The sequence below is a fragment of the Levilactobacillus hammesii DSM 16381 genome, from assembly GCF_001434395.1.
In the GTDB taxonomy this organism is placed as follows: domain Bacteria; phylum Bacillota; class Bacilli; order Lactobacillales; family Lactobacillaceae; genus Levilactobacillus; species Levilactobacillus hammesii.
This window is the reverse complement of record NZ_AZFS01000061.1, coordinates 244851-263133: the sequence shown is the minus strand read 5'-3', so window position 1 is coordinate 263133 and position 18283 is coordinate 244851. Positions and strand designations below refer to the sequence as shown.

Genomic DNA, 18283 nt, shown 5'->3' with positions numbered 1-18283 from the left:
CTGATTGTGTTTTATCACGAAAATGGCTGTGAGTGATAACTACCGACATTTGGGAGTCCAACTGATAACGACTGTTACAGTTATTCTCAAAGTCGTCTAAAAACACTGTATAAGCCGGGAGGTCGGCAGATATGGGCTCAGGCGCGTCGTTCTTCTTAGCTGGGGGTCCTTCCAGCTTAGAAGAAGGCCAAGCTTGTAGACTCGTGGTCTTCGAGGCTTCAAGTTGTGCCCGCACCGTTCCAGTCCATATCTGCCGACCGGTAAGGCGAAGGGACCACTATGTTGCCTAGTCGTATACCAACTGTTGTTGCTAGAGCAGACATTGCGGTTTGCCATCGTTGGTTTGCGGCCGTGTGTATCGGTGGATTTAGTAGAAAATGGTGAAAATCCACAATGATTCAGACAAAACATTTTCCTCTAAAGGCATAATGTGATATTCTGAACAATAGGAAATAACGAAAGGATGATTTTAAGATGACAGATCGTTTGAAGGGTAAAGTTGCCATTATTACCGGCGGGGTTGCTGGTATCGGATTAGGTATCGCTGAATGCTACGTGCGTGAAGGAGCCAAAGTTGTGATTACGGCTAACCATAACGTGGATGGCGGTCATGCCGCCGTTGAAAAATTCGGGGACGATGTCAGTCTTTTCGTTCAACAAGATGTTGCCAAAGAAGCCGACTGGCAAAAAGTGGTGGATGCCACAATTGAAAAGTTTGGCAAGTTAGATATTTTAGTTAATAACGCCGGTATTGGTGGCGTTAACACAGCTATTGAAGATCTTTCACTAGAAGATTGGCAAAAGGTGATCGATATCAACTTGACGGCCAACTTCTTAGGTGAAAAAGCCGGGATTAAGGCTATGCAAAAGACCAACAATGCCAAGGGTTCCATCATCAACGTTTCCTCCGTGGCGGGCTTGATTGGATTGCCAATGGCGCCAGCATACTCCGCAAGTAAGGGTGGGAGCCGGATGTTAACCCATGCGACCGCCTTGAACTTAGCACAACGGGGTGTGGATATTCGCGTTAACTCCGTCCACCCTGGCTGGATTGACACGGCCATCATTCCAGATGCCGCTCGGGAACAAATCGTTAAGACGGTTCCAGTGGGGCATTTAGGTAAGCCACAAGATATCGGTGAAGTTTGTGTCTACTTGGGCAGTGATGAATCTACCTTCGCTAATGGGGCAGAATTCACGGTCGATGGTGGGCAACGGGCCTAACCTAACTCTAAAACAAGACGAAAGTGCCTGGGATCATTTCCCAGACACTTTTTTTGCTTTCTATGGGTGTGATTTGGACGACATAAATTTGACGTTTAAGGAAGGGGAGATTTTGGCTCAGTACCTTCTGAGGTGCCGAGTTCACGGCTGAGTTTGGAATAGATCACAGCATCATGGTAATCGCCCAGGGCAGTCGGAATATAGTCACGAAGGGTACCGTCACGGTGGAAACGACGGTGTTCCGCGACCGCACGACTGGCGTGATTTTCAGGATCTGCGAGTAGGAGGATGCTATGTAGGTTGAGGGTCTTAAACGCAATCGATTCAACCACGGCCAGACATTGCGTCATAATCCCTTGACCACGTTGCGCGTGATCAAGCCAGCAACCGACAGATGCATGCTGATCCTGAAAATCATGAAGGTCGATCATGCCAACCGGGTGATCAGCCACCCAAATGACGGCGAGCCAGAGTTGATGGTCGGCGATGCGCGTTTGGCAGTATTTGAGAAAGGCGGTTTCATCCGCTACTGTTTGGGTGGTTGCTGCCCAAGGGAGCCATTGGGCAAGAAACGCGCGATCGGCCGCGACGCAGTCAAACAGTGCCGGCGCATCGCTGAGCCGTGGTGATTTTAATTGGATCGTCGGAGAAACATTGTATGTTGTCATGGGCAGAACCTCGTTAAGTATTTTGTGATGGAAAGCTAGCGTTACTAATGAAGATCACGCTTTAGTTTTGAGTAAACGATCGCATCGTCATAGTTGCCCGCTGCGGTCAGCAGGTGTTCACGAAGAATGCCGTCTTGATGAAAGCCGCGTCGTTGTGCGACTGCCTGACTGGCAGTGTTGGACGTTGCAATCACGAGCTCTAGTTTATTGAGATTAAGCTGGCTGAAAGCAACGTCCTCAACGATCCCCAGGACGTGGGTCATGATCCCCTTGCCGCGAAAGTCCCGGCCCAACCAGTAGCCGATCTCGGCGTGACCGTCCTTGAACGCATGTAGGTCAATGGTTCCCGCGGGACGAGGTCCCACCCAGATGACGGCGAGCCAGAACTGATTGGCCGCGATTCGTTCTAAGGATTTCAAAAGGAAGGCGGCCTCGTCTTCAACGGACTGGATGCTGGCGGTACGAGGCATCCAGCGTGAAAGGGCAACGCGGTCTTGGTCGATGAGCGCGAACAAAGCTGGCGCGTCAGCCACGACGGGGGTCATCAAGTGGGTGGTGAGGGTGGTTAGAAAATGGGGTTTCATGGTGGGCACCTCGATTCTTTGGCGGGGACTGGACCGTTGGCCAACACCGCCCGATATAGATTTAGTTATACCCGCCCACGGAAAGGAAGTCAAAAAAACACCCGACCTTTGCAAGTCGAGTGTCAGTTCTAGACGGTAATGCCTAGGGTATTTAGAATCAGATAAACGTTTAAAATGATGAGGACGACGGCGATGATCCAACCGAGAACCTTGGACCACGTCCGGTTAACGAACTCGCCCATCAGTTCCTTATTACTGGTGAACAAGACCAGTGGAATCATCGCAAATGGTAACGCGATACTCAGGAACACCTGTGACGAGGTCAGTAACTCTTCAATTTTCGCTTCATTACCGTGGTAAATGACGGCGAAGATGATAACTGGCGTCACGGAGAGGAGCCGGGTCAGTAACCGTTGTGCCCAGAGTGGCATCTTCAGGTTAATGAACCCTTCCATGATGATTTGACCAGCCAAGGTCCCGGTAATCGTTGAACTTTGCCCGGAAGCTAACAGGGCTAAAGCGAACAACATACTCAACAGTGGACTGGCAATCGCCCCAACAATTTGGTTATCACTCAGGGCGTTGAACAGGTCAACGAAGCGGCCGAGTTCACTGTTTGTCCCAAAGAACAGGGCGGCTCCTAAGATTAAGAGCAAACTGTTAACGACAAAGGCGATCGTTAATTGAATGTTGGAATCAATCGTGGTGAACTTGATCGCTTTAGCCACACTCTTGCGGTCGCTCCGGTCGAAGTTCCGGGTTTGAGAAATTGATGACCCCAAGTACAAATCATGGGGCATCACCGTTGCACCGACAATTCCTAAGGTCAGGTAAAGCATCCCATGGTTCGTGACGATGGCACTAGATGGCAGGTAACCTTCCAGCATCTGCGTGACTTCTGGCTTGGCTAAGATCACTTCGTATAAGAAGACGAAGAGGATAACCGCAACCAGCGTGGCCACAATGGCTTCAATCTTACGGAAGCCCAACTTCATCAAGACCAGTAAGATCAGGACGTCGGCGGCCGTGATAATTAACCCGACGATTAAAGGGAAACCAAATAATAATTTTAGGGCAATCGCGGACCCGATGATTTCGGCGACATCCGTAGCCATAATAGCTAATTCAGTGACAATCCAGAGAAACAGTCCGGTCTTCTTACCGGTACGTTCTCGCGTCAATTGCGCGAGATCCTTACCCGTAACAATCCCCAACCGTGCCGACATGGCCTGCAACAGCATGGCAACCAAACTGGAAAGTAGAACAACGGTCAGTAACGCGTATTTGTATTGCGCACCACCGGCGATTGACGTGATCCAGTTCCCGGGGTCCATATACCCCACGGCGATTAAGGCGCCAGGGCCGGTATAGGCCATCAGGGTTCTCCAGAAGCCCGCGTTTTGCGGCACTTCAACGGTACCATTGACTTCGTCGAGACTCTTCTGGTCATTGCCAGTGGACTCGATCATATGGTGCTTGGACTTTGGGTCGGTTTCATGATTATTCATAAAATCCCTCTTTTCTATTGGCTTAGAAATTCAGGTAGTCGATTGACTTCTGTCTTTCCTGGTAAGTGCGTGGTCGGAACCAGTAATAGATGGTGCAAATAAGAGCAAAATCGGAAAACTGATGTCGATCACTTACTTCATTTCCAAACGTAAGTATAGGCTATTTGGCCGCAATGTCAACCTTGTTGGGGTGAAGTTTTGGGTCTCCAAAAAAATATTTATATAAGGAAGCGGCTTTTTCTTGTGGGTTGTCAATTCGATGATTTGGCGGGTGTAATGAAGTCCGCGAAATGTGTGGTGCCGGTTTCATGGTTGCGGTGATTGACTGTGTGCAATAATGTACAACAAAAGATGATACGCGGGGGAAACTTAGCGTAGGCGTTAGGAACTAATGTCGAAATTAGATAAAACTTAATTTGGCGCGTCGTAAATTTTTTTTTGCTAAAGTGGCAGGTGTGGTGAAAGCCACGCCACGCGAGATCATGAACGGCAAATTTTTCCGCTTAGTAAGGGTACATATGGAACTAACAGCAGATGATCTAGTTTTCAAAACTAGATAGTTGCGTTATAATAACGACTATTATCCCAGAACGATACTAGGAGAAACGAGGTAACACCTATGCCACAAGAAAAGATTGCAATTTTAGTGGACTCATGTTCTGACGTTCCAGCGGATGTTCTGCAGGCCGCTGACATGGCACTGATGCCCATGAACGTCATTTTTCGGGATCGGGCTTACGAGGATCGGGTCACGATTACCCCAACTGAGTTTTATCGGCGTCAAGCCACGGAGAAGGCAACCACGGCCAGTCCAACGGGAAAACACATTATGGAAGCGTTGGAGCGGATTCAAGCGTCGGGTTATACTCACGTCATTGCCGTTTGCATTTCGGCAGGCCTATCCGGAACCTATCAGGAGACCCAACTGCTGGCCGCTGACACGGATTTGACGGTTCACGTGGTCAACACCAGGAGTGTCGGGATTGGCAGTGGCTTTGCGGCCATTTATGCGGCTTCCCTGCGTTCGGCGGGGCACTCTTTTCAAGAGATTGTTGACGAAGTTGAACGGGTTACGGCCCAGACGAAGGTCTTCTTCTACGTGCCATCCCTAAAATACCTGCAAGCGGGAGGACGGATTGGCAAGGTTGCTGGCATGGCCGGGACGTTGCTGAACGTCAAACCAATTATCTCCTGTGACGAGGAAGGCATTTACTACCCCATCGCTAAAGTGCGTGGGGAGAAGCGGACGATTACGAAGTTGTTGGCGTTGGTCGATGCGGCCATTGGCGATGCGCAACGCGTCAATGTGGCGGTGTGTGATGGCGTTAACCCCGAACTGCGGGCGACGGTACTGGCGAAGCTAAAGGCAGCCCATCCTAACGTTTTACACTGGTATGCGGGTGACGTCTCCCCCGCACTGGGCGTTCACACGGGGCCCGGGTTGATTGGTGTCGGGGTTCAGGTGTTGGACTAACACTGTATGACCAGTAATGCGGTAGCTTGCGACACAAAAAAGCCACGATAACAAGGCTATCGCGGCTTGAGGGGGGATACGAGCAGGATATAGATACTTTGGGGGAGTGCTACTTGCTGCCCGTAAAAAGAGTAATAAGAATTTGATACAACCCAGCTAGTAACATCCGTGGTTACTAACTTGCTTGTAGTGTAACGCCTTGGCTCGCTGGGTGCAATTGATTGGTTCCACAAATTTACTAATAACAGGGTTATCCCTTGCGCGGCAACACTTTTTGGGGCTTACTGATCAGCAACTGAAAAATCGTATAAGTGAAATAGTTATTAAAGCAGATGACCATTTCTCTAACGAAAAGGTGATAACGGCAACGTTTGGCGGCCCCTATTTTCTGCAGGTGGTCGCTTTTCTGCCGGTGAAAATAGCCTGGTTTTCTGCCGGCCCCCGTATAATGAGGGGATGATCCGGTAACGACAGTTGGTAGCGACACTTCAGGCAAGTTGAGCAGGTTTGGTTCTTGGTGGAAATGGCAAGCGGGGTGACCGGCACCAGTTTCGCAAAATGACTAAAACCGTGGCCTATCGGGTGGCATTTTCGCCTAGGAAACTGACTTATCACCCGTTAACCGTTCACAATGCTCAGCTCATTAAATCCAGCGGTAGCAAGGCTTGCAGATAGGGTAGACTTTAATTGCCGCGCTAGCTAATTGCCAAAAACAAGTTTATTTGGGACTTGAAAGCGACGTCGCTACCTTGATTTGTGGTCGCGGTTGCCCCAGTTAGGGGATGCTAATTTACCGGTAATTTGGTCCCACGTGCTAGAATTTCATGGTTCGGTGCGTGAAGGACTGGTAGAATAAAACCAATAAGAGAATTCAGTTCGCACTGAATCTAACTGAAAAAGGGAGCTTCCGTATGACGTTTTTACTCGAGATTTGGGACATGATTTGGCATCCGCTTAATGTCTTGGTACCACTGACTAATCAACTGGGAACCGGCATCTACCCGGTACTTTTCTTCCTCATATTCTTAGAGTCTGGAATGTTGATCTTTTCCTTTATTCCGGGGCAATCCCTGCTGTTTATGGTGGGTTCAATCTCAGCTAATCCCCGTTCGCAGCTCAACATCTGGTTGTTGGTCCTGATGTTTACCATGGCCGCGACACTAGGCTCGGCGATCAAGTACTTTACGACGCTACGGTGGCACAACTATCAGGACAAGCTGATCAAGCGATTGCCGGGACAGAAGGTGGCTGAGGCAACGGCTGCCTTCAATCGCAATCAGGATCAAACCATGTTAGTTGGCCGTTTTATCCCCTTCGTGGGGTTGTTCGTCCCCATCATGGCCGGTACGGTTGATATGACCTGGCGGCAATTTCGCCTCTACAACCTGTTAGGGAGCTTGTTATGGGTGGGGAGTTGCTGCGCCGTGGGCTATTTCTTTGGGAATACGCCCTTTATTAGAAATAATTTTACGTGGCTGTTTATTGCCCTGTTGGCGGTACCGTTTTTGGGGCAACGCGCCATTCAATACATCAAGGAAAAGCGCGTTGGCTAGGGGCCGGCGCGCTTTTTGAGTGTATAGAAAAAGCCCCGAGTAACATGCGGATTACTCGGGACCTTATTAGGAATCTGTTAATAAATCACTTGTTTTGGGGGGAGTGCATCTATAGACAGTGATTCCTATCATCTATCACAGTGCTTAAGGTCAGAACGTATCACGAACTAACTATAAGTATCATAATCGCCTCCCTGCCACTTCGCAAGCGAAATGTGACTGTTCCAGTTAAGTGGTCATAAATGACTAAATTTGAGCGTATAGGGACGAGGATTTGGCAAAAAGTGAGGACAGGATGGCAGGCGAGAGAAAGCACCACTTATAGCGTGATCAGGCCTGCAACACGGGTCGAAAAATGGCGTGTAAACGATTTAAATCGCCCAATTTAAAAAGGGAGAAGATAAATTACGGTATCGACGGTAACTAAAAGCCGAACAAGCTGTTAAAATAGAGGGTATAGGGATTAACCTTACAGAACTTTGAAAGGCAGCGCTTACGATTCGTATAACTTATGGTTAAATCAGATATAATTATGGACTATACTTAGTGCATAACGCACATTCTCCCGTCATTGTCTACAAAGTGTGAGAGTTTTACTAGTATTTTAATATTTTTCGAGGCGAAGTCGTTTATCTTTCGCTAACTTTCTAGTAGACTACCGGTAGAATCGTTTTTCATGTAGGAGGGTAAACATGAAAGTCATCATTGTTGGTAGTACACACGCTGGCACAAATGCAGCGCTCCAAATTTTACGGGATCATCCCGATACGGACGTAACCATTTACGAACGGCACACGAATGTTTCGTTTCTTTCTTGCGGAATTTCGTTGTTCTTGGATGGTCAAGTGAAGCATCTAGAGGATATGTTCTATTCTTCACCTGAAGCATTGGCTGAAGCTGGTGCAAAAGTTTTGACGCGACACAATGTGATTAAAATTGATTCAGAAAATAAGTCATTGGAAGTTATAGACATGGATACTGGGGATCTGTCTACGGACACCTATGACAAATTGATTATGGCAACCGGGTCCACTGTGACCGTGCCACCAATATTTGGTATTGATGAAGAAAAAGTTATGATGTGCAAGAACTACGAGCAAGCGGTCGCCATCGATAAGGCTGCCAAGGGCAACAAACGAATTGCCATTGTAGGTGCTGGTTATATCGGCACGGAACTTGCTGAAAGTTATGCGCGGACGGGTCACGATGTACAGTTACTGCAGTCACGGGATATTATTTTAAACCATTACGTTGACAAGGAACTTTCTGACCACATCGTTAGCTTATTGGAAGATAACGGGGTTAAGGTCATGTTGAATCGGCGGGTGACCTCCTTTACGGGGGATGAAGATGGCCAATTAGTCATTGAAACCACGAACGGCAACTTTACCGCTGACTTGGCCGTTGTATGTACCGGTTTTGTTCCCAACACGGAATTATTACGGGGTCAGGTTGAAATGGATCGGCACGGCGCCATCATCATTAATGATTACGTGCAATCCTCTAACCCAGACATCTTTGCCTGTGGGGATGCGAGTGTCGTTAACTTTAACCCAACCGGTAAGCCAGCTTATACGCCACTGGCAACCAATGCCGTTCGTCAAGGGATGCTTGCCGGAATTAACATTTTTGGGAACATCCAGAAATACATGGGAACACAAGCCACTTCAGCGATGCAAATCTTTGGTCGGACATTGGCTTCAACGGGATTAACCATTGATCATGCGCTGAAGTCCGGTCTTGATGCGGATCAAGTTACTTACCAAGGGACTTGGCGGCCAGATTATATGCCATCGACGGATGATTTGACCATCAACCTGGTTTACAACCGGCAAAATCGGCGGATTCTGGGGGCTCAGTTGCTGAGTCAACACGAAGTTGCCCAGTCGGCTAATGCCATCTCAATTGCGATTCAAAACCGCAACACGATTGATGACTTAGCCTTCGTGGATATGCTGTTTAATCCTAACTTTGATGCGCCTTTCAACTACTTGAATCTGGTTGCCCAGATGGCTGTTGAGAAGGAAACCAAGCGTGGTAACAATCATCCACGGTTGACGGCTGGCATGGATGCCGATCCAGAAAACGTTTAAGTTTAGAATGTGTCTAGCATGTGGCTCGGGACGAAGGTCTCGAGCCCTTTGTGTCTCATAAGCGTGTGTAAAGGCAAAAAACTAGCCAAAAAATACCTATGGGGGTATACTGGTGCTACTGATTAAAAACGAAAAGGGGATTTGACGCATGCAAGCAATTACGAGTAAGGATTTTGAACATATTGGTGACGACACAGCCGTTACGGTGGTTGATTTTTGGGCCGATTGGTGTGGGCCATGTAAGATGCAGACACCGGTCTTAGAGGAGCTTGATAAGGACTACGGCGATCAGGTTAAGTTCGCGTCATTGGATGTTGATCAGAACCAGGATCTGGCCCAGTCATTAGGCATCATGAGTATTCCCTCACTGGTGATCTTTAAGAACGGGATGCCAACGGAAAAAGTAGTCGGTTTCCATCCGAAGTCTGCTTTGAAAAAGTACATTGACGAGAAGCTAACTGAGGTGACCGCCTAATGGTCCAAACAACGTCGAATCAATTAAAAAATCGGTTACGACGCGCGGACGGGCAACTTCAGGGGATCCTCAAGATGGTTGATGAGGGCCGAGAATGCAAGGATATCCTGACACAATTGGCGGCCGTCCGATCCGGTGTTGAACGGATGATGGGGGTCGTCGTCGCTGAGAACGTGAAGCAGTGTGTCGCCGAAGACCAGTTGACCGAAACCCAGCAGGTTGAACTCCAAGATGCTTTGGATTTGGTCGTGAAGACGCATTAGTCTCTGAAAGTCGCCAAAGTTGGCGGCTTTTTTTGGTATAATTGGAGAATATTTTGTGAGAGGTGGGTTCAGTCGTGGCGAAGATTGTGGCAATTGTCGTGTGCGCATTTATCGGGGGTGGCAGTCGGTACCTAATTGGGGCCGTCCTGCCCGTTACCGCAGGCTTTCCCTGGGCGACCATCGTGGTCAACTTACTGGGCAGTGGCTTGCTGGCCTGGTTATCCCACGCCGAGACGGTGACGGATAAGTGGCCTAACGCGTTAACGGTGGGCCTGGGTGTCGGCGGTTTGGGAGCGTTCACGACGTTTTCAACGTTTAGTTTGGATACCGTGCGGCTATTGACGCAGCAAGACTGGCTACTGGCCGGGGCATATCTGGCAACGACCTTAATCGGCGGTCTGGGTTTAAGCTGGCTAGGTTTTTGGAGCGCTCGCCGTTGGTTCAGCTTCCCCGTGGTGGAAGAAGCATGATGGCCGCGGTTGCGGGCTTAGGCGCAGCGATTGGCGCTCTAGGCCGATATGAGACGACCCGTTGGGTACAACGGGTGTACGGGAATCACTGGCCGTTAGCCACGCTGCTGATTAATTGGCTGGGTAGCGGATTGCTGGGTGGCTTGACCGGGTGGCAATTGGCTCACCCCCTGACGGTTTTGCTGGGAGCCGGAATTCTAGGCGGCTTCACCACCTTCTCGACCTTTAGCCACGAGGTGGTCATGTTAGCCGATCAGCGGCGGTTTGGCGCTGTGATCGGGTACTTGTTACTCAGCGTTGTTGGCGGCCTGCTACTGGCTGCTGGGGGCCTTTGGTGGGGCCTTCATTTTCGCTAACGAGAAATCAGTGGTGTTTTGTGAGGAAGTTCTTTATCATGGAAACAGACGATTTTAGTGAAGGGAGTGGCGGTCGTGGCGCGAATTGCAACGATTATTAAACAGAATGCAGCCATGCGTAATCAATTGAATCCAGAGAACCAAGCCTATTGGGATGAACTGGTTGAACGCATGCGGGAACAGCCAAAGTATGCGGATGAAAATTTCCTACAACGAGAAATGCGGGCGCTTCTCGATGAGGTGACGACTGCCCAGGCGGCGGGTCAAAGCGCTGAGGACTATCTGGGTGGGGGTCCAGCGACCGTGGCCATAGCTTTGGGTAAGCTGGAACGGCCGCGTCCCTGGTGGCAAACGTGGGATCTCTTAGTGCCGTTGTTATTTTTCACTTTGGGTACGATTCTCCCGGGTGTCATCTTGCCCGCCGTTCCCCTACAGTTATTGCTGGTGACCGTTCAGTACGGGTTGTTTATCGTGGCCATGGCACTGGGGCTGTGGTTGACCCACCGGTTTACGGCTCGCGGTCGGCTAATTGGCTGGCTCGTGATCGTGGTGGGATTGTTGGCAGCCATGAGTCTTGCCGCCCGGCTAGTTCCGGCCCGTGGTCTGATTTATCTGACGCGGGTAGGGGGCAGCGTGACGCTGATCGTGTTTGCGCTCGTGATTACTGGCTTGGCCTGGTGGCAGAACCGGCAACACCCGAATTCATGGTTGCCCGCAATTCTCGGCAGTCTCTGGATCACCACGGTACTTGCACTGCTAGCACGTTTCCCCTTAACGTCCAGTCTGATGGTGACATCGGCCGGCAACTTCTTGATTGGGTTGGGCACGTTGTTAGGGGATGTCAGCGTCCTGATTATCGGCTGGCACATCTGGCAGGCGCGGCAGAAAAAATCCGAGTAAATGCGGTCGACAGTTATGCGTCATTAAAAAAAGTCTCGTTTCACGGCAAATTAGGTGCCGCGAAACGAGACTTTTTTAGACGCGTGATGGGCTGCGATTAAAAGCCAGCCGGTTCTAGGGCGTCTGATTGGAAAGTATTGCGGGGCGTTAAGCCCAATGCCTGCCGCAGATCGGCTGACACCTTGTTGATTTCGGCCTGCGGGGCAATCTGATAGTCGATACCATTCAGCGTGGCATTTTCACCTTGCAGGGTTTGCGACTGGATGTGGCGGCTGGTATGGCCATCCTTGGCACGTAGCCACATGAGGTCGTTGAAGGTGAGGTTGGTCTGCAAGTTGTCACTGAGTGAGTCCAGAACAGAGCGGTACCGGGTCAATGAGCTCAGGCTGGCCTCCTTGAGGACTAAGGCCTTAATGATTTGGCGTTGGCGTGCCTGGCGGCCATAGTCACCCAGAGGATCCTGATCACGCATTCGTGAGTAAGCCAGTGCACTGGCCCCATTGAGATGGATCTTATGGCCCTTGACCACGTTGGCCTGCTCGTAATGGAAGGTCAGAAGCGGGTTAACGGTAACGCCGCCGACCGCGTTGATCATCTTTTTCAGGCCGCCCATGTTGAGGAGAACATAGTAGCTAATTGGAATATTAACCAGGTGCTCCACGGTTTTAACGGTCGTTTGTGCGCCATACAGGGGATAAGCGGCGTTAATCTTTTCCTCATCCTGTTGGCTCCCATAGATGTTGACCAAGGTATCTCGGGGAATGCTGGTGAGCTTGGCGGTTTGTTGCTTAGGGTTGATGGTTGCCACAATCATGGTGTCGGTACGGCCCACATCGTGACGTCCCAGTGCCCCGGTATCCGTGCCCAATAGAAGAATGGCGAAGGGCTTGCCACTCGCGAGGGCCTGATCGTTTGGTTTGAGCCCGTCGGCCCGATAAGTGTGCGAAAAGGTCGTCTGGGCGGCTTGCCAAGCGTGCCACCCGTAAATGCCACCGCCAATGAGCAACAGGCTACTGATGGCGAGCAGCCAGTGGCGGAGACGATGATGCCGGTGGGTAAACTGACGTTGACGTGGTGGTAATGGTGTATTTTGCATGATAAGACCTCCCCTGAATCACTTAATCCGCAACCTAGTATAGCCATACCGGGTGAAGGTGGGGCATCTGGCGTTTAGTTTTCACGGTTTCTTAGTGATCTTAACCGAATTGAAACGAAACCTTTAGAATCTTGGGTAAGGGCCGACTCAAAAAGGTGGTCCCCAACGCCTATGCGCCGGGACCACCTTTTTGATTATTTACGACATTCCGTCTGTGTGTTTAACTAGATGACTTCGCGCTTGAATGGGTCCTTAGAGATCCCCTTGTCGAGAATATCCTTGCACCATTCCTTAGCAGAGAAGAGACTGTGGTCACGGTAATTTCCACAGCTGTACTTGTCAGTGCCTTGGACGTCTTTCCATTCGGTATCAAAGGCAATCCGGTGAAGGGCCACCTTCAAGGCCTTGGCAACTTCTTCGGTGGATTGTTCACCCCAAGTAATCAGGTGGAATCCGGTCCGACAGCCAAATGGTGAGCAGTCAATGACGCCGTTCATTTCGTCGCGGAGGTAACCGGCTAATAAGTGTTCGATCGTATGTAGCCCGGCCGTTGGAATTGCGTTGGTGTTAGGTTGAACTAATCGTAAATCAAAGTTCGAGATAACGTCACCCTTTGTTCCAGTTTCGCGCGTAATCAAACGTACGTAAGGTGCCTTAACAGCGGTGTGATCTAGAGTAAAACTTTCAACTTTTGCCATTATTGTGCCAACTCCCTTATTAAAAATATGTGTACTCCCTTACTGTACACCAAGACCCCGGGACGGTGCTACTAATTTCCAGATCACTTGAGAAAAGGTGGTCGAGACCGCGCAATCACGGTGACCAACCGAACGAGGGGCTCTTAGTGGCTGTAAAAGGACAGGTGCGTTACACTTAATAGTATTGATGATTGTTATCAGAATTAAATTAATTTAGAAAGGAAAATGGTTGTGAAAAGGTTACAAGTAGGATTGGCCATTCTGGTGGGGCTAGTTCTAGGCATGTTGTCAGGAATTTCAGCGCAAGCGACGCGCATCGTCCACCAGCGATCATCGGCGCTGAGTGTTGGGCGGCTGCGGACCATCAATGATCGCGCTGTGCATTATATGGGGGTGCCCAAAAGATACCAGCACGCGCGCAATCCCCATGGTGTCAATCAGATCCGCAGTACGCGGGGGTCGCGGGTGAACTTCACCACGAAATATCTGTTACCGTATCCAGGGTATCGGCATCAAGCCTGGGGGAATCCGCAAAGCCTGACCACGGATGGCCGTTACCTCTATGTGATTTATTGCCCAACGGCTTGGAAGAATCGCGGGCGACTGGTGCGGTATGACTTACGTGCACTGGGGGCTAGTCATGCGACCGCTCAAGCACTTCAACGGGCGTACACTTCTAATGGGCGAACTTCGCGGACAATCCGCCGGGCTATCAAGGTCGGCCCCGCCTTTGTTACGGGCCATGGCCAGTCGCTGGCCTACAATTGGAAGGACCATCACCTGTATATGTGGTGCGATCGAGAGTCTGCACCACGAGTGCCAGCGAATCAGTATGGCTATATTTCTCAAATCAGTAATCGGCAGTTGAAGCCCACGCATAAAATCCGTTTTCGATTAAAGCAGGGCAAGTTTGCGGTCCCAGGCGGGCACGTCTTGACGTTTGATAAGTATGGCAACGCCTACTTCTGGACACGGCCGAGCACACACCGGGTTTACATCTATAAGGGCCGTATTTCAACCAAGCACGTCAAGTTTCGCCTGACCCATCAAGTCCTGCGAAATGGACCGGGGACACGGGTTCAGAGCATGGCGTACAATTCACGGACGGGTAAGCTCTATCTGGTGGCCGATGGGTCGATTGCCAACCTGCCAGCCAAAAAGCTGAATGGTCAGGGGCATCTGACCTCAAGCAATGTGAAATGGAATCGGTTTTCGCCACAGCGGGAGCTTGAGGGACTAACCTTCGCCCGCAATGGTCGGGCCTATCTTCTGAGTAATCATAATCCGGAGGTCCTGACGAGTAATCGAACAAACTGGTAGTCAGCCTTAGTAAGTTGAGTGACAAATAAAAATACTCTCGTGCCCCGTTTTCCCATCAGCGTCTTATACTGGCTGAAAACATTGGGGGATGATGGGTTATGCGAAGCATTCATTTATGGGGAGCATTAGTTGTTGGACTTAGTCTGGGCCTGGCAGGAACCCACGCGGCACATGCCATGACGACGGTCGATCAAAAGTCTGCGGCCTTGGCAGCACCAGTGGCGCGACGAACGCTAGACGATGCGCAGGTTCACTTTGTCACGGTACCAGATCACTATGCACAGGCGGTCCATCCGCACGGGGTAAACACGATTACGAGTGATCGAGGAGCGGCGGTGACCTTCACCACGAAATACCTGCTCCCGATTCCGGGATACCACCACGAGGCTTGGGGTGATCCCCAGAGTATGGTGGTCGTTGGACGCTATCTCTATGTGGTGTACTGTCCTACCGCTTGGCACAACCGGGGACGTATCGTGCGGTTCAATATGAATCGCTTAGCCAGTCTTCAGGCAACACCACGCCAGATTCAGGGCGTGTATACGCCGGCAGCCAATCGGTCAGCTAAGGAAAGACAAATCCGCACGGCAATCAAGGTGGGACCGGCCTTCGTGACCGGTCATGGGCAGTCGTTGGCCTTCGATTGGAAGACGCATCAGCTCTACATGTGGTGTGATCGGGAATCCGCGCCACGGGTGCCGGTCAATCAATACGGCTATTTGCAGCAGCTGAGTCCGGCGACGTTGCAGCCCATTCATCGGATTCGTTTCCGCTTGCGAGCGGGGGACTTTGCTGTGCCTGGTGGGCACGTGTTGGCCTTTGATCGCCAGGGGCGGGCTTACTTCTGGACGCGTCCCGATACCGGCGGCGTGTACATCTATCAAGGGAAGATCAGTCGGCATCATGTGGACTTTCGGTTAACCAGCCAGGTGTTGGCGCACGGTCCCGGTACCTGTGTTCAGAGTATGGCGTTTAATCCCAATAACAACCGAATTTATTTGGTTGCGGATGAGTCCATCGCCAGTCTACCAGTCGCAAAGTTAGCAGGCAGAGGGCATTTGACTAGTCAAGATGTGAAATGGACCCATTTCGCTTCCAAACGTGAATTTGAGGGCTTGAGCTTTGGCGACCACGGAAAGGCCTATCTCTTGAGCAATCATCAGCCAGAAGTCTTCGTTGGTGATTCATTGCGTTGGTAATTAAATCGTCTAGCATCATCTACTGGCCTTTGGCGGGGATGAGGCTAGACGTTTTTTTTAGGTCTACTGCTTTTGCCGCTTTGCGCGTAAAATATAAGATAATTAATTGGATGGTTATTTAACGGAGGAGAATTATGCGATACATAAAATTACTAGTGACACTAGTCGTTGGCTGGGGACTTCTCATCCCAGCGACTACGGCTGAAGCGATGACCGTGAGTCATGAACAAGCAGCAATTAAGCGACTTATCAAGCGTGACATGAAGCCCGTGCATGGCCGGTGGTCCGTTAAAGTCACGCGTCTTGGGGACCAGCCACTGGCGGTGACCACGGGCAATCACAAGGTTCGGGGCCAACGGTCAGCCAGTACGATCAAGGTCTATGTCATGTTAACCGTCTTTCAGCGGGTTAAGACCCACCATCTGAAATTGACGCGGACGGTGAAGCGAGACCTGGCACGGATGATTCACAATTCGGATAACGCGGCCACTAATCGGCTGATTCAGCGGCTGGGTGGTTTTAAACGCGTCAATCAGGTCATGCGGCAGTACGGTTTTAAACAGTCACATTTGCGACGCTACATGTTGGATACACGGGCGCTACAGCAGGGACATGACAATTACACGTCGGTTAATGACCTGACTCGATTTTTAACGCTGACGAGTCGTAACCAATTGTTAGGTAAGACATACGATCAAAAAATGATGACGCTACTACATCATTGCAAGAACCATTCAAAGCTGCCCAAACAGGTTAAGCATGCTGCGGTATACAACAAGACCGGTGAGTTTCCTGCTAAGGGCGTTCAGAACGATGCCAGTCTTTTTAAGACTAAGCAGGGGACGTATACGATTGGTGTGATGGCGCAGCAGGGCAACCAATACCAGCAATACCGCGCGATGAATCGGTTGGGACGGGATACGGTTACCTATTTGAATACACATCGTTGACGTAAAAGCTGCGGTAATATTAAGTTGGAGACGACCAAGACGGTCAGTTAGCACCGTCTGGTCGTCTCTATTTATGTAACTTATTTTATAATTAACTTTATTAAGCATTTTAGTGGCTTTCTGAAAAATTATCCGGTAAGCTAGGCATACTTGGAAATTACGGAGAGGAGTTGAGGGCAACGGCGAGAGTGGTGTTTGCAGAAAGGCGGGCGCTGGATCGGTTACCACGTGAAAATCACTTTGTTTATATCGTCGATTATCCCATCTGTCAGGTCGACCGTTCGGGGCAGTTGATGGTTGCCAAAAATTTTGCGAGTTGGGGTGAGATTACGCAGATTACAATCGATCCACATCAGCGGTTTGTAATCAAATCAACTTCGGGCCATTGCCTGACACTGGGGGCGAAGAAAATTGTGAATTACGGCACGGATGCCGATGATGGGAGTGTGGGCACACTGTTGAAACGCTATGGTTACGTCTTACCTACGACCACGGCAACACCGGTGACGGATCAGTTTCGACAGCATTTGGCGGCCGTTTTTCCTAAGGTGACAACTTTAACGGCTATTCCAGAGCGCTATGCGGTGATCGATTGTGAGTTTGGAATCCTGTTTGGCTCGCAACGTCAGGGTGATACGTTGGTTCAACGCCGGGTGTCCGTTCTAGGGGAGAAAGCGGGGATCTTTCAGCTGGCGGTGTTGGGGTTTGCAGGTAATCAAGCGATGGATCTGTTTTTTAATCGGTATTTGGATAACGCTAACTTTTCGGCAGAGATCAAGCTGCGTGGGCTAAAAGAAACGCAGTTAACGCTGGCTGAATATGAGACACAGGCCAGCCCAGTGCGCGTTTTGAAGGACTTTATCCACAAAGTGATTGCCCGTCAGTTACCGCTTGTATTTTGGGATCAGAGCAATGATCTGCGGTTATTGCGTCACGCGTTGGCGACGCATTTCGCCGAATTTTCGGTGGCCGAGCAAATGCTGCTGGGAAAGTCCTTGGTCGTCTTTGATGGAAGTGCGTACACCAACTTGGTGATTAATCGCAGTAATCATGCGAAGAAGGATGCCCATCACTTTTTACCGTTAAACGGGGTGGCTGGGCTATTGAATATCTTCAATCCGCACCAACACAATGCGTTATGGGACGCGCAGACGACGCATTGCGTGGTGAATGCGTTGGCGAAGATCCAGGAAACCCAGCCCGTGATTTTGGCACAACCCCGGCCGGCCACATGCGGGACATCGCCTGCCGTCATACCGGCGGTTTCAACGTCCCAGCAGTTGGTGCCGACCGCGACGACCTTTTGTCAGTTACGGTCCGCGGGGCGGACCTACCGGGAGATCGCCCAACAGTTTGGGGTTAGTACCAGTACGGTTTGGCGGGCGGTTCAACAGGCGACACGCGTGTAACTCAAAAAGCACGGTCACCAACAGAGCTGGCAATCGTGCTTCG

General features: G+C 50.3%; 18 protein-coding genes. 13 read left to right on the top strand and 5 right to left on the bottom strand.

The genetic code is table 11. From position 1 onward, the window contains the following. The first annotated feature begins 474 nt into the window (after nucleotides 1-474). Complete coding sequence (locus FD28_RS09965) at nucleotides 475-1224, top strand: glucose 1-dehydrogenase (protein ID WP_057734894.1); 750 nt, start codon at nucleotides 475-477, stop codon at nucleotides 1222-1224. Between the two features lie 95 nt (nucleotides 1225-1319). On the opposite strand, the gene FD28_RS09960 is transcribed toward FD28_RS09965, so the two are convergent. From FD28_RS09960 to FD28_RS09950, 3 genes are all read right to left on the bottom strand, one after another. After that, nucleotides 1320-1892, bottom strand: coding sequence for a GNAT family N-acetyltransferase (locus FD28_RS09960; RefSeq protein ID WP_057734893.1), 573 nt, complete (start codon nucleotides 1890-1892; stop codon nucleotides 1320-1322). Between the two features lie 44 nt (nucleotides 1893-1936). Continuing rightward, a complete protein-coding gene (locus FD28_RS09955) occupies nucleotides 1937-2476 on the bottom strand; it encodes a GNAT family N-acetyltransferase (protein WP_057734892.1) in 540 nt (179 codons plus the stop codon). Between the two features lie 128 nt (nucleotides 2477-2604). After that, complete coding sequence (locus tag FD28_RS09950) at nucleotides 2605-3984, bottom strand: Nramp family divalent metal transporter (RefSeq protein ID WP_057734891.1); 1380 nt, start codon at nucleotides 3982-3984, stop codon at nucleotides 2605-2607. Nucleotides 3985-4603: 619 nt separating this feature from the next. On the opposite strand from FD28_RS09950, the gene FD28_RS09945 reads away from it, so the two are divergent. From FD28_RS09945 to FD28_RS09910, 8 genes are all read left to right on the top strand, one after another. After that, the gene (locus FD28_RS09945) at nucleotides 4604-5458 is read left to right on the top strand and encodes a DegV family protein (protein WP_057734890.1); all 855 of its coding nucleotides are present in this window, start codon (nucleotides 4604-4606) and stop codon (nucleotides 5456-5458) included. A gap of 911 nt (nucleotides 5459-6369) precedes the next feature. After that, a complete protein-coding gene (locus FD28_RS09940; protein ID WP_057734889.1) occupies nucleotides 6370-7011 on the top strand; it encodes a VTT domain-containing protein in 642 nt (213 codons plus the stop codon). Between the two features lie 692 nt (nucleotides 7012-7703). Beyond that, the gene (locus FD28_RS09935) at nucleotides 7704-9104 is read left to right on the top strand and encodes an FAD-dependent oxidoreductase (protein WP_057734888.1); all 1401 of its coding nucleotides are present in this window, start codon (nucleotides 7704-7706) and stop codon (nucleotides 9102-9104) included. Between the two features lie 148 nt (nucleotides 9105-9252). Next, on the top strand, nucleotides 9253-9579 hold the full coding sequence (trxA, locus tag FD28_RS09930) for a thioredoxin (protein WP_057734887.1): 327 nt from the start codon (nucleotides 9253-9255) through the stop codon (nucleotides 9577-9579). After that, on the top strand, nucleotides 9579-9842 hold the full coding sequence (locus tag FD28_RS09925) for a metal-sensitive transcriptional regulator (protein WP_057734886.1): 264 nt from the start codon (nucleotides 9579-9581) through the stop codon (nucleotides 9840-9842). Before trxA ends, FD28_RS09925 begins: the two co-directional genes overlap by 1 nt. 74 nt (nucleotides 9843-9916) lie before the next feature. Beyond that, nucleotides 9917-10312: a fluoride efflux transporter FluC gene (locus FD28_RS09920; protein WP_057734885.1), complete on the top strand. Its 396-nt coding sequence runs from the start codon at nucleotides 9917-9919 to the stop codon at nucleotides 10310-10312. Beyond that, nucleotides 10309-10668 carry a fluoride efflux transporter FluC gene (locus FD28_RS09915; RefSeq protein WP_235806883.1) on the top strand — a complete coding sequence of 120 codons (360 nt, stop codon included), beginning with the start codon at nucleotides 10309-10311 and terminating at the stop codon, nucleotides 10666-10668. Before FD28_RS09920 ends, FD28_RS09915 begins: the two co-directional genes overlap by 4 nt. Nucleotides 10669-10743: 75 nt before the next feature. Further along, entirely contained in the window at nucleotides 10744-11568 is an 825-nt protein-coding gene (locus tag FD28_RS09910) for a spermidine synthase family protein (protein WP_057734952.1), read from the top strand. A 97-nt stretch (nucleotides 11569-11665) separates the two neighbouring features. On the opposite strand, the gene FD28_RS09905 is transcribed toward FD28_RS09910, so the two are convergent. Then, entirely contained in the window at nucleotides 11666-12664 is a 999-nt protein-coding gene (locus FD28_RS09905) for an LCP family glycopolymer transferase (RefSeq protein ID WP_057734883.1), read from the bottom strand. A 224-nt stretch (nucleotides 12665-12888) separates the two neighbouring features. Further along, nucleotides 12889-13362, bottom strand: coding sequence for an S-ribosylhomocysteine lyase (locus tag FD28_RS09900; protein WP_057734882.1), 474 nt, complete (start codon nucleotides 13360-13362; stop codon nucleotides 12889-12891). 231 nt (nucleotides 13363-13593) lie between these two features. Here FD28_RS09900 and FD28_RS09895 point away from each other — a divergent pair, with 231 nt between their 5' ends. From FD28_RS09895 to FD28_RS09880, 4 genes are all read left to right on the top strand, one after another. Continuing rightward, nucleotides 13594-14682 (top strand): hypothetical protein, encoded by a 1089-nt coding sequence (locus FD28_RS09895; protein WP_057734951.1) that lies wholly within the window; start codon nucleotides 13594-13596, stop codon nucleotides 14680-14682. Nucleotides 14683-14780: 98 nt separating this feature from the next. Continuing rightward, a complete protein-coding gene (locus tag FD28_RS09890) occupies nucleotides 14781-15881 on the top strand; it encodes a hypothetical protein (RefSeq protein WP_057734881.1) in 1101 nt (366 codons plus the stop codon). Between the two features lie 134 nt (nucleotides 15882-16015). Then, the gene (locus tag FD28_RS09885) at nucleotides 16016-16831 is read left to right on the top strand and encodes a serine hydrolase (protein ID WP_057734880.1); all 816 of its coding nucleotides are present in this window, start codon (nucleotides 16016-16018) and stop codon (nucleotides 16829-16831) included. A 188-nt stretch (nucleotides 16832-17019) separates the two neighbouring features. Further along, the gene (locus tag FD28_RS09880; RefSeq protein WP_057734879.1) at nucleotides 17020-18240 is read left to right on the top strand and encodes a helix-turn-helix domain-containing protein; all 1221 of its coding nucleotides are present in this window, start codon (nucleotides 17020-17022) and stop codon (nucleotides 18238-18240) included. The last annotated feature ends 43 nt before the right edge of the window (nucleotides 18241-18283 follow it).

What these genes read in the sequence shown, in the direction of transcription:
- FD28_RS09965 (WP_057734894.1), top strand. Translation starts at nt 475, where the DNA reads ATGACAGATCGTTTGAAGGGTAAAGTTGCCATTATTACCGGCGGGGTT.
- FD28_RS09960 (WP_057734893.1), bottom strand. Translation starts at nt 1,892, where the DNA reads ATGACAACATACAATGTTTCTCCGACGATCCAATTAAAATCACCACGG.
- FD28_RS09955 (WP_057734892.1), bottom strand. Translation starts at nt 2,476, where the DNA reads ATGAAACCCCATTTTCTAACCACCCTCACCACCCACTTGATGACCCCC.
- FD28_RS09950 (WP_057734891.1), bottom strand. Translation starts at nt 3,984, where the DNA reads ATGAATAATCATGAAACCGACCCAAAGTCCAAGCACCATATGATCGAG.
- FD28_RS09945 (WP_057734890.1), top strand. Translation starts at nt 4,604, where the DNA reads ATGCCACAAGAAAAGATTGCAATTTTAGTGGACTCATGTTCTGACGTT.
- FD28_RS09940 (WP_057734889.1), top strand. Translation starts at nt 6,370, where the DNA reads ATGACGTTTTTACTCGAGATTTGGGACATGATTTGGCATCCGCTTAAT.
- FD28_RS09935 (WP_057734888.1), top strand. Translation starts at nt 7,704, where the DNA reads ATGAAAGTCATCATTGTTGGTAGTACACACGCTGGCACAAATGCAGCG.
- trxA (WP_057734887.1), top strand. Translation starts at nt 9,253, where the DNA reads ATGCAAGCAATTACGAGTAAGGATTTTGAACATATTGGTGACGACACA.
- FD28_RS09925 (WP_057734886.1), top strand. Translation starts at nt 9,579, where the DNA reads ATGGTCCAAACAACGTCGAATCAATTAAAAAATCGGTTACGACGCGCG.
- FD28_RS09915 (WP_235806883.1), top strand. Translation starts at nt 10,309, where the DNA reads ATGATGGCCGCGGTTGCGGGCTTAGGCGCAGCGATTGGCGCTCTAGGC.
- FD28_RS09905 (WP_057734883.1), bottom strand. Translation starts at nt 12,664, where the DNA reads ATGCAAAATACACCATTACCACCACGTCAACGTCAGTTTACCCACCGG.
- FD28_RS09900 (WP_057734882.1), bottom strand. Translation starts at nt 13,362, where the DNA reads ATGGCAAAAGTTGAAAGTTTTACTCTAGATCACACCGCTGTTAAGGCA.
- FD28_RS09890 (WP_057734881.1), top strand. Translation starts at nt 14,781, where the DNA reads ATGCGAAGCATTCATTTATGGGGAGCATTAGTTGTTGGACTTAGTCTG.
- FD28_RS09885 (WP_057734880.1), top strand. Translation starts at nt 16,016, where the DNA reads ATGCGATACATAAAATTACTAGTGACACTAGTCGTTGGCTGGGGACTT.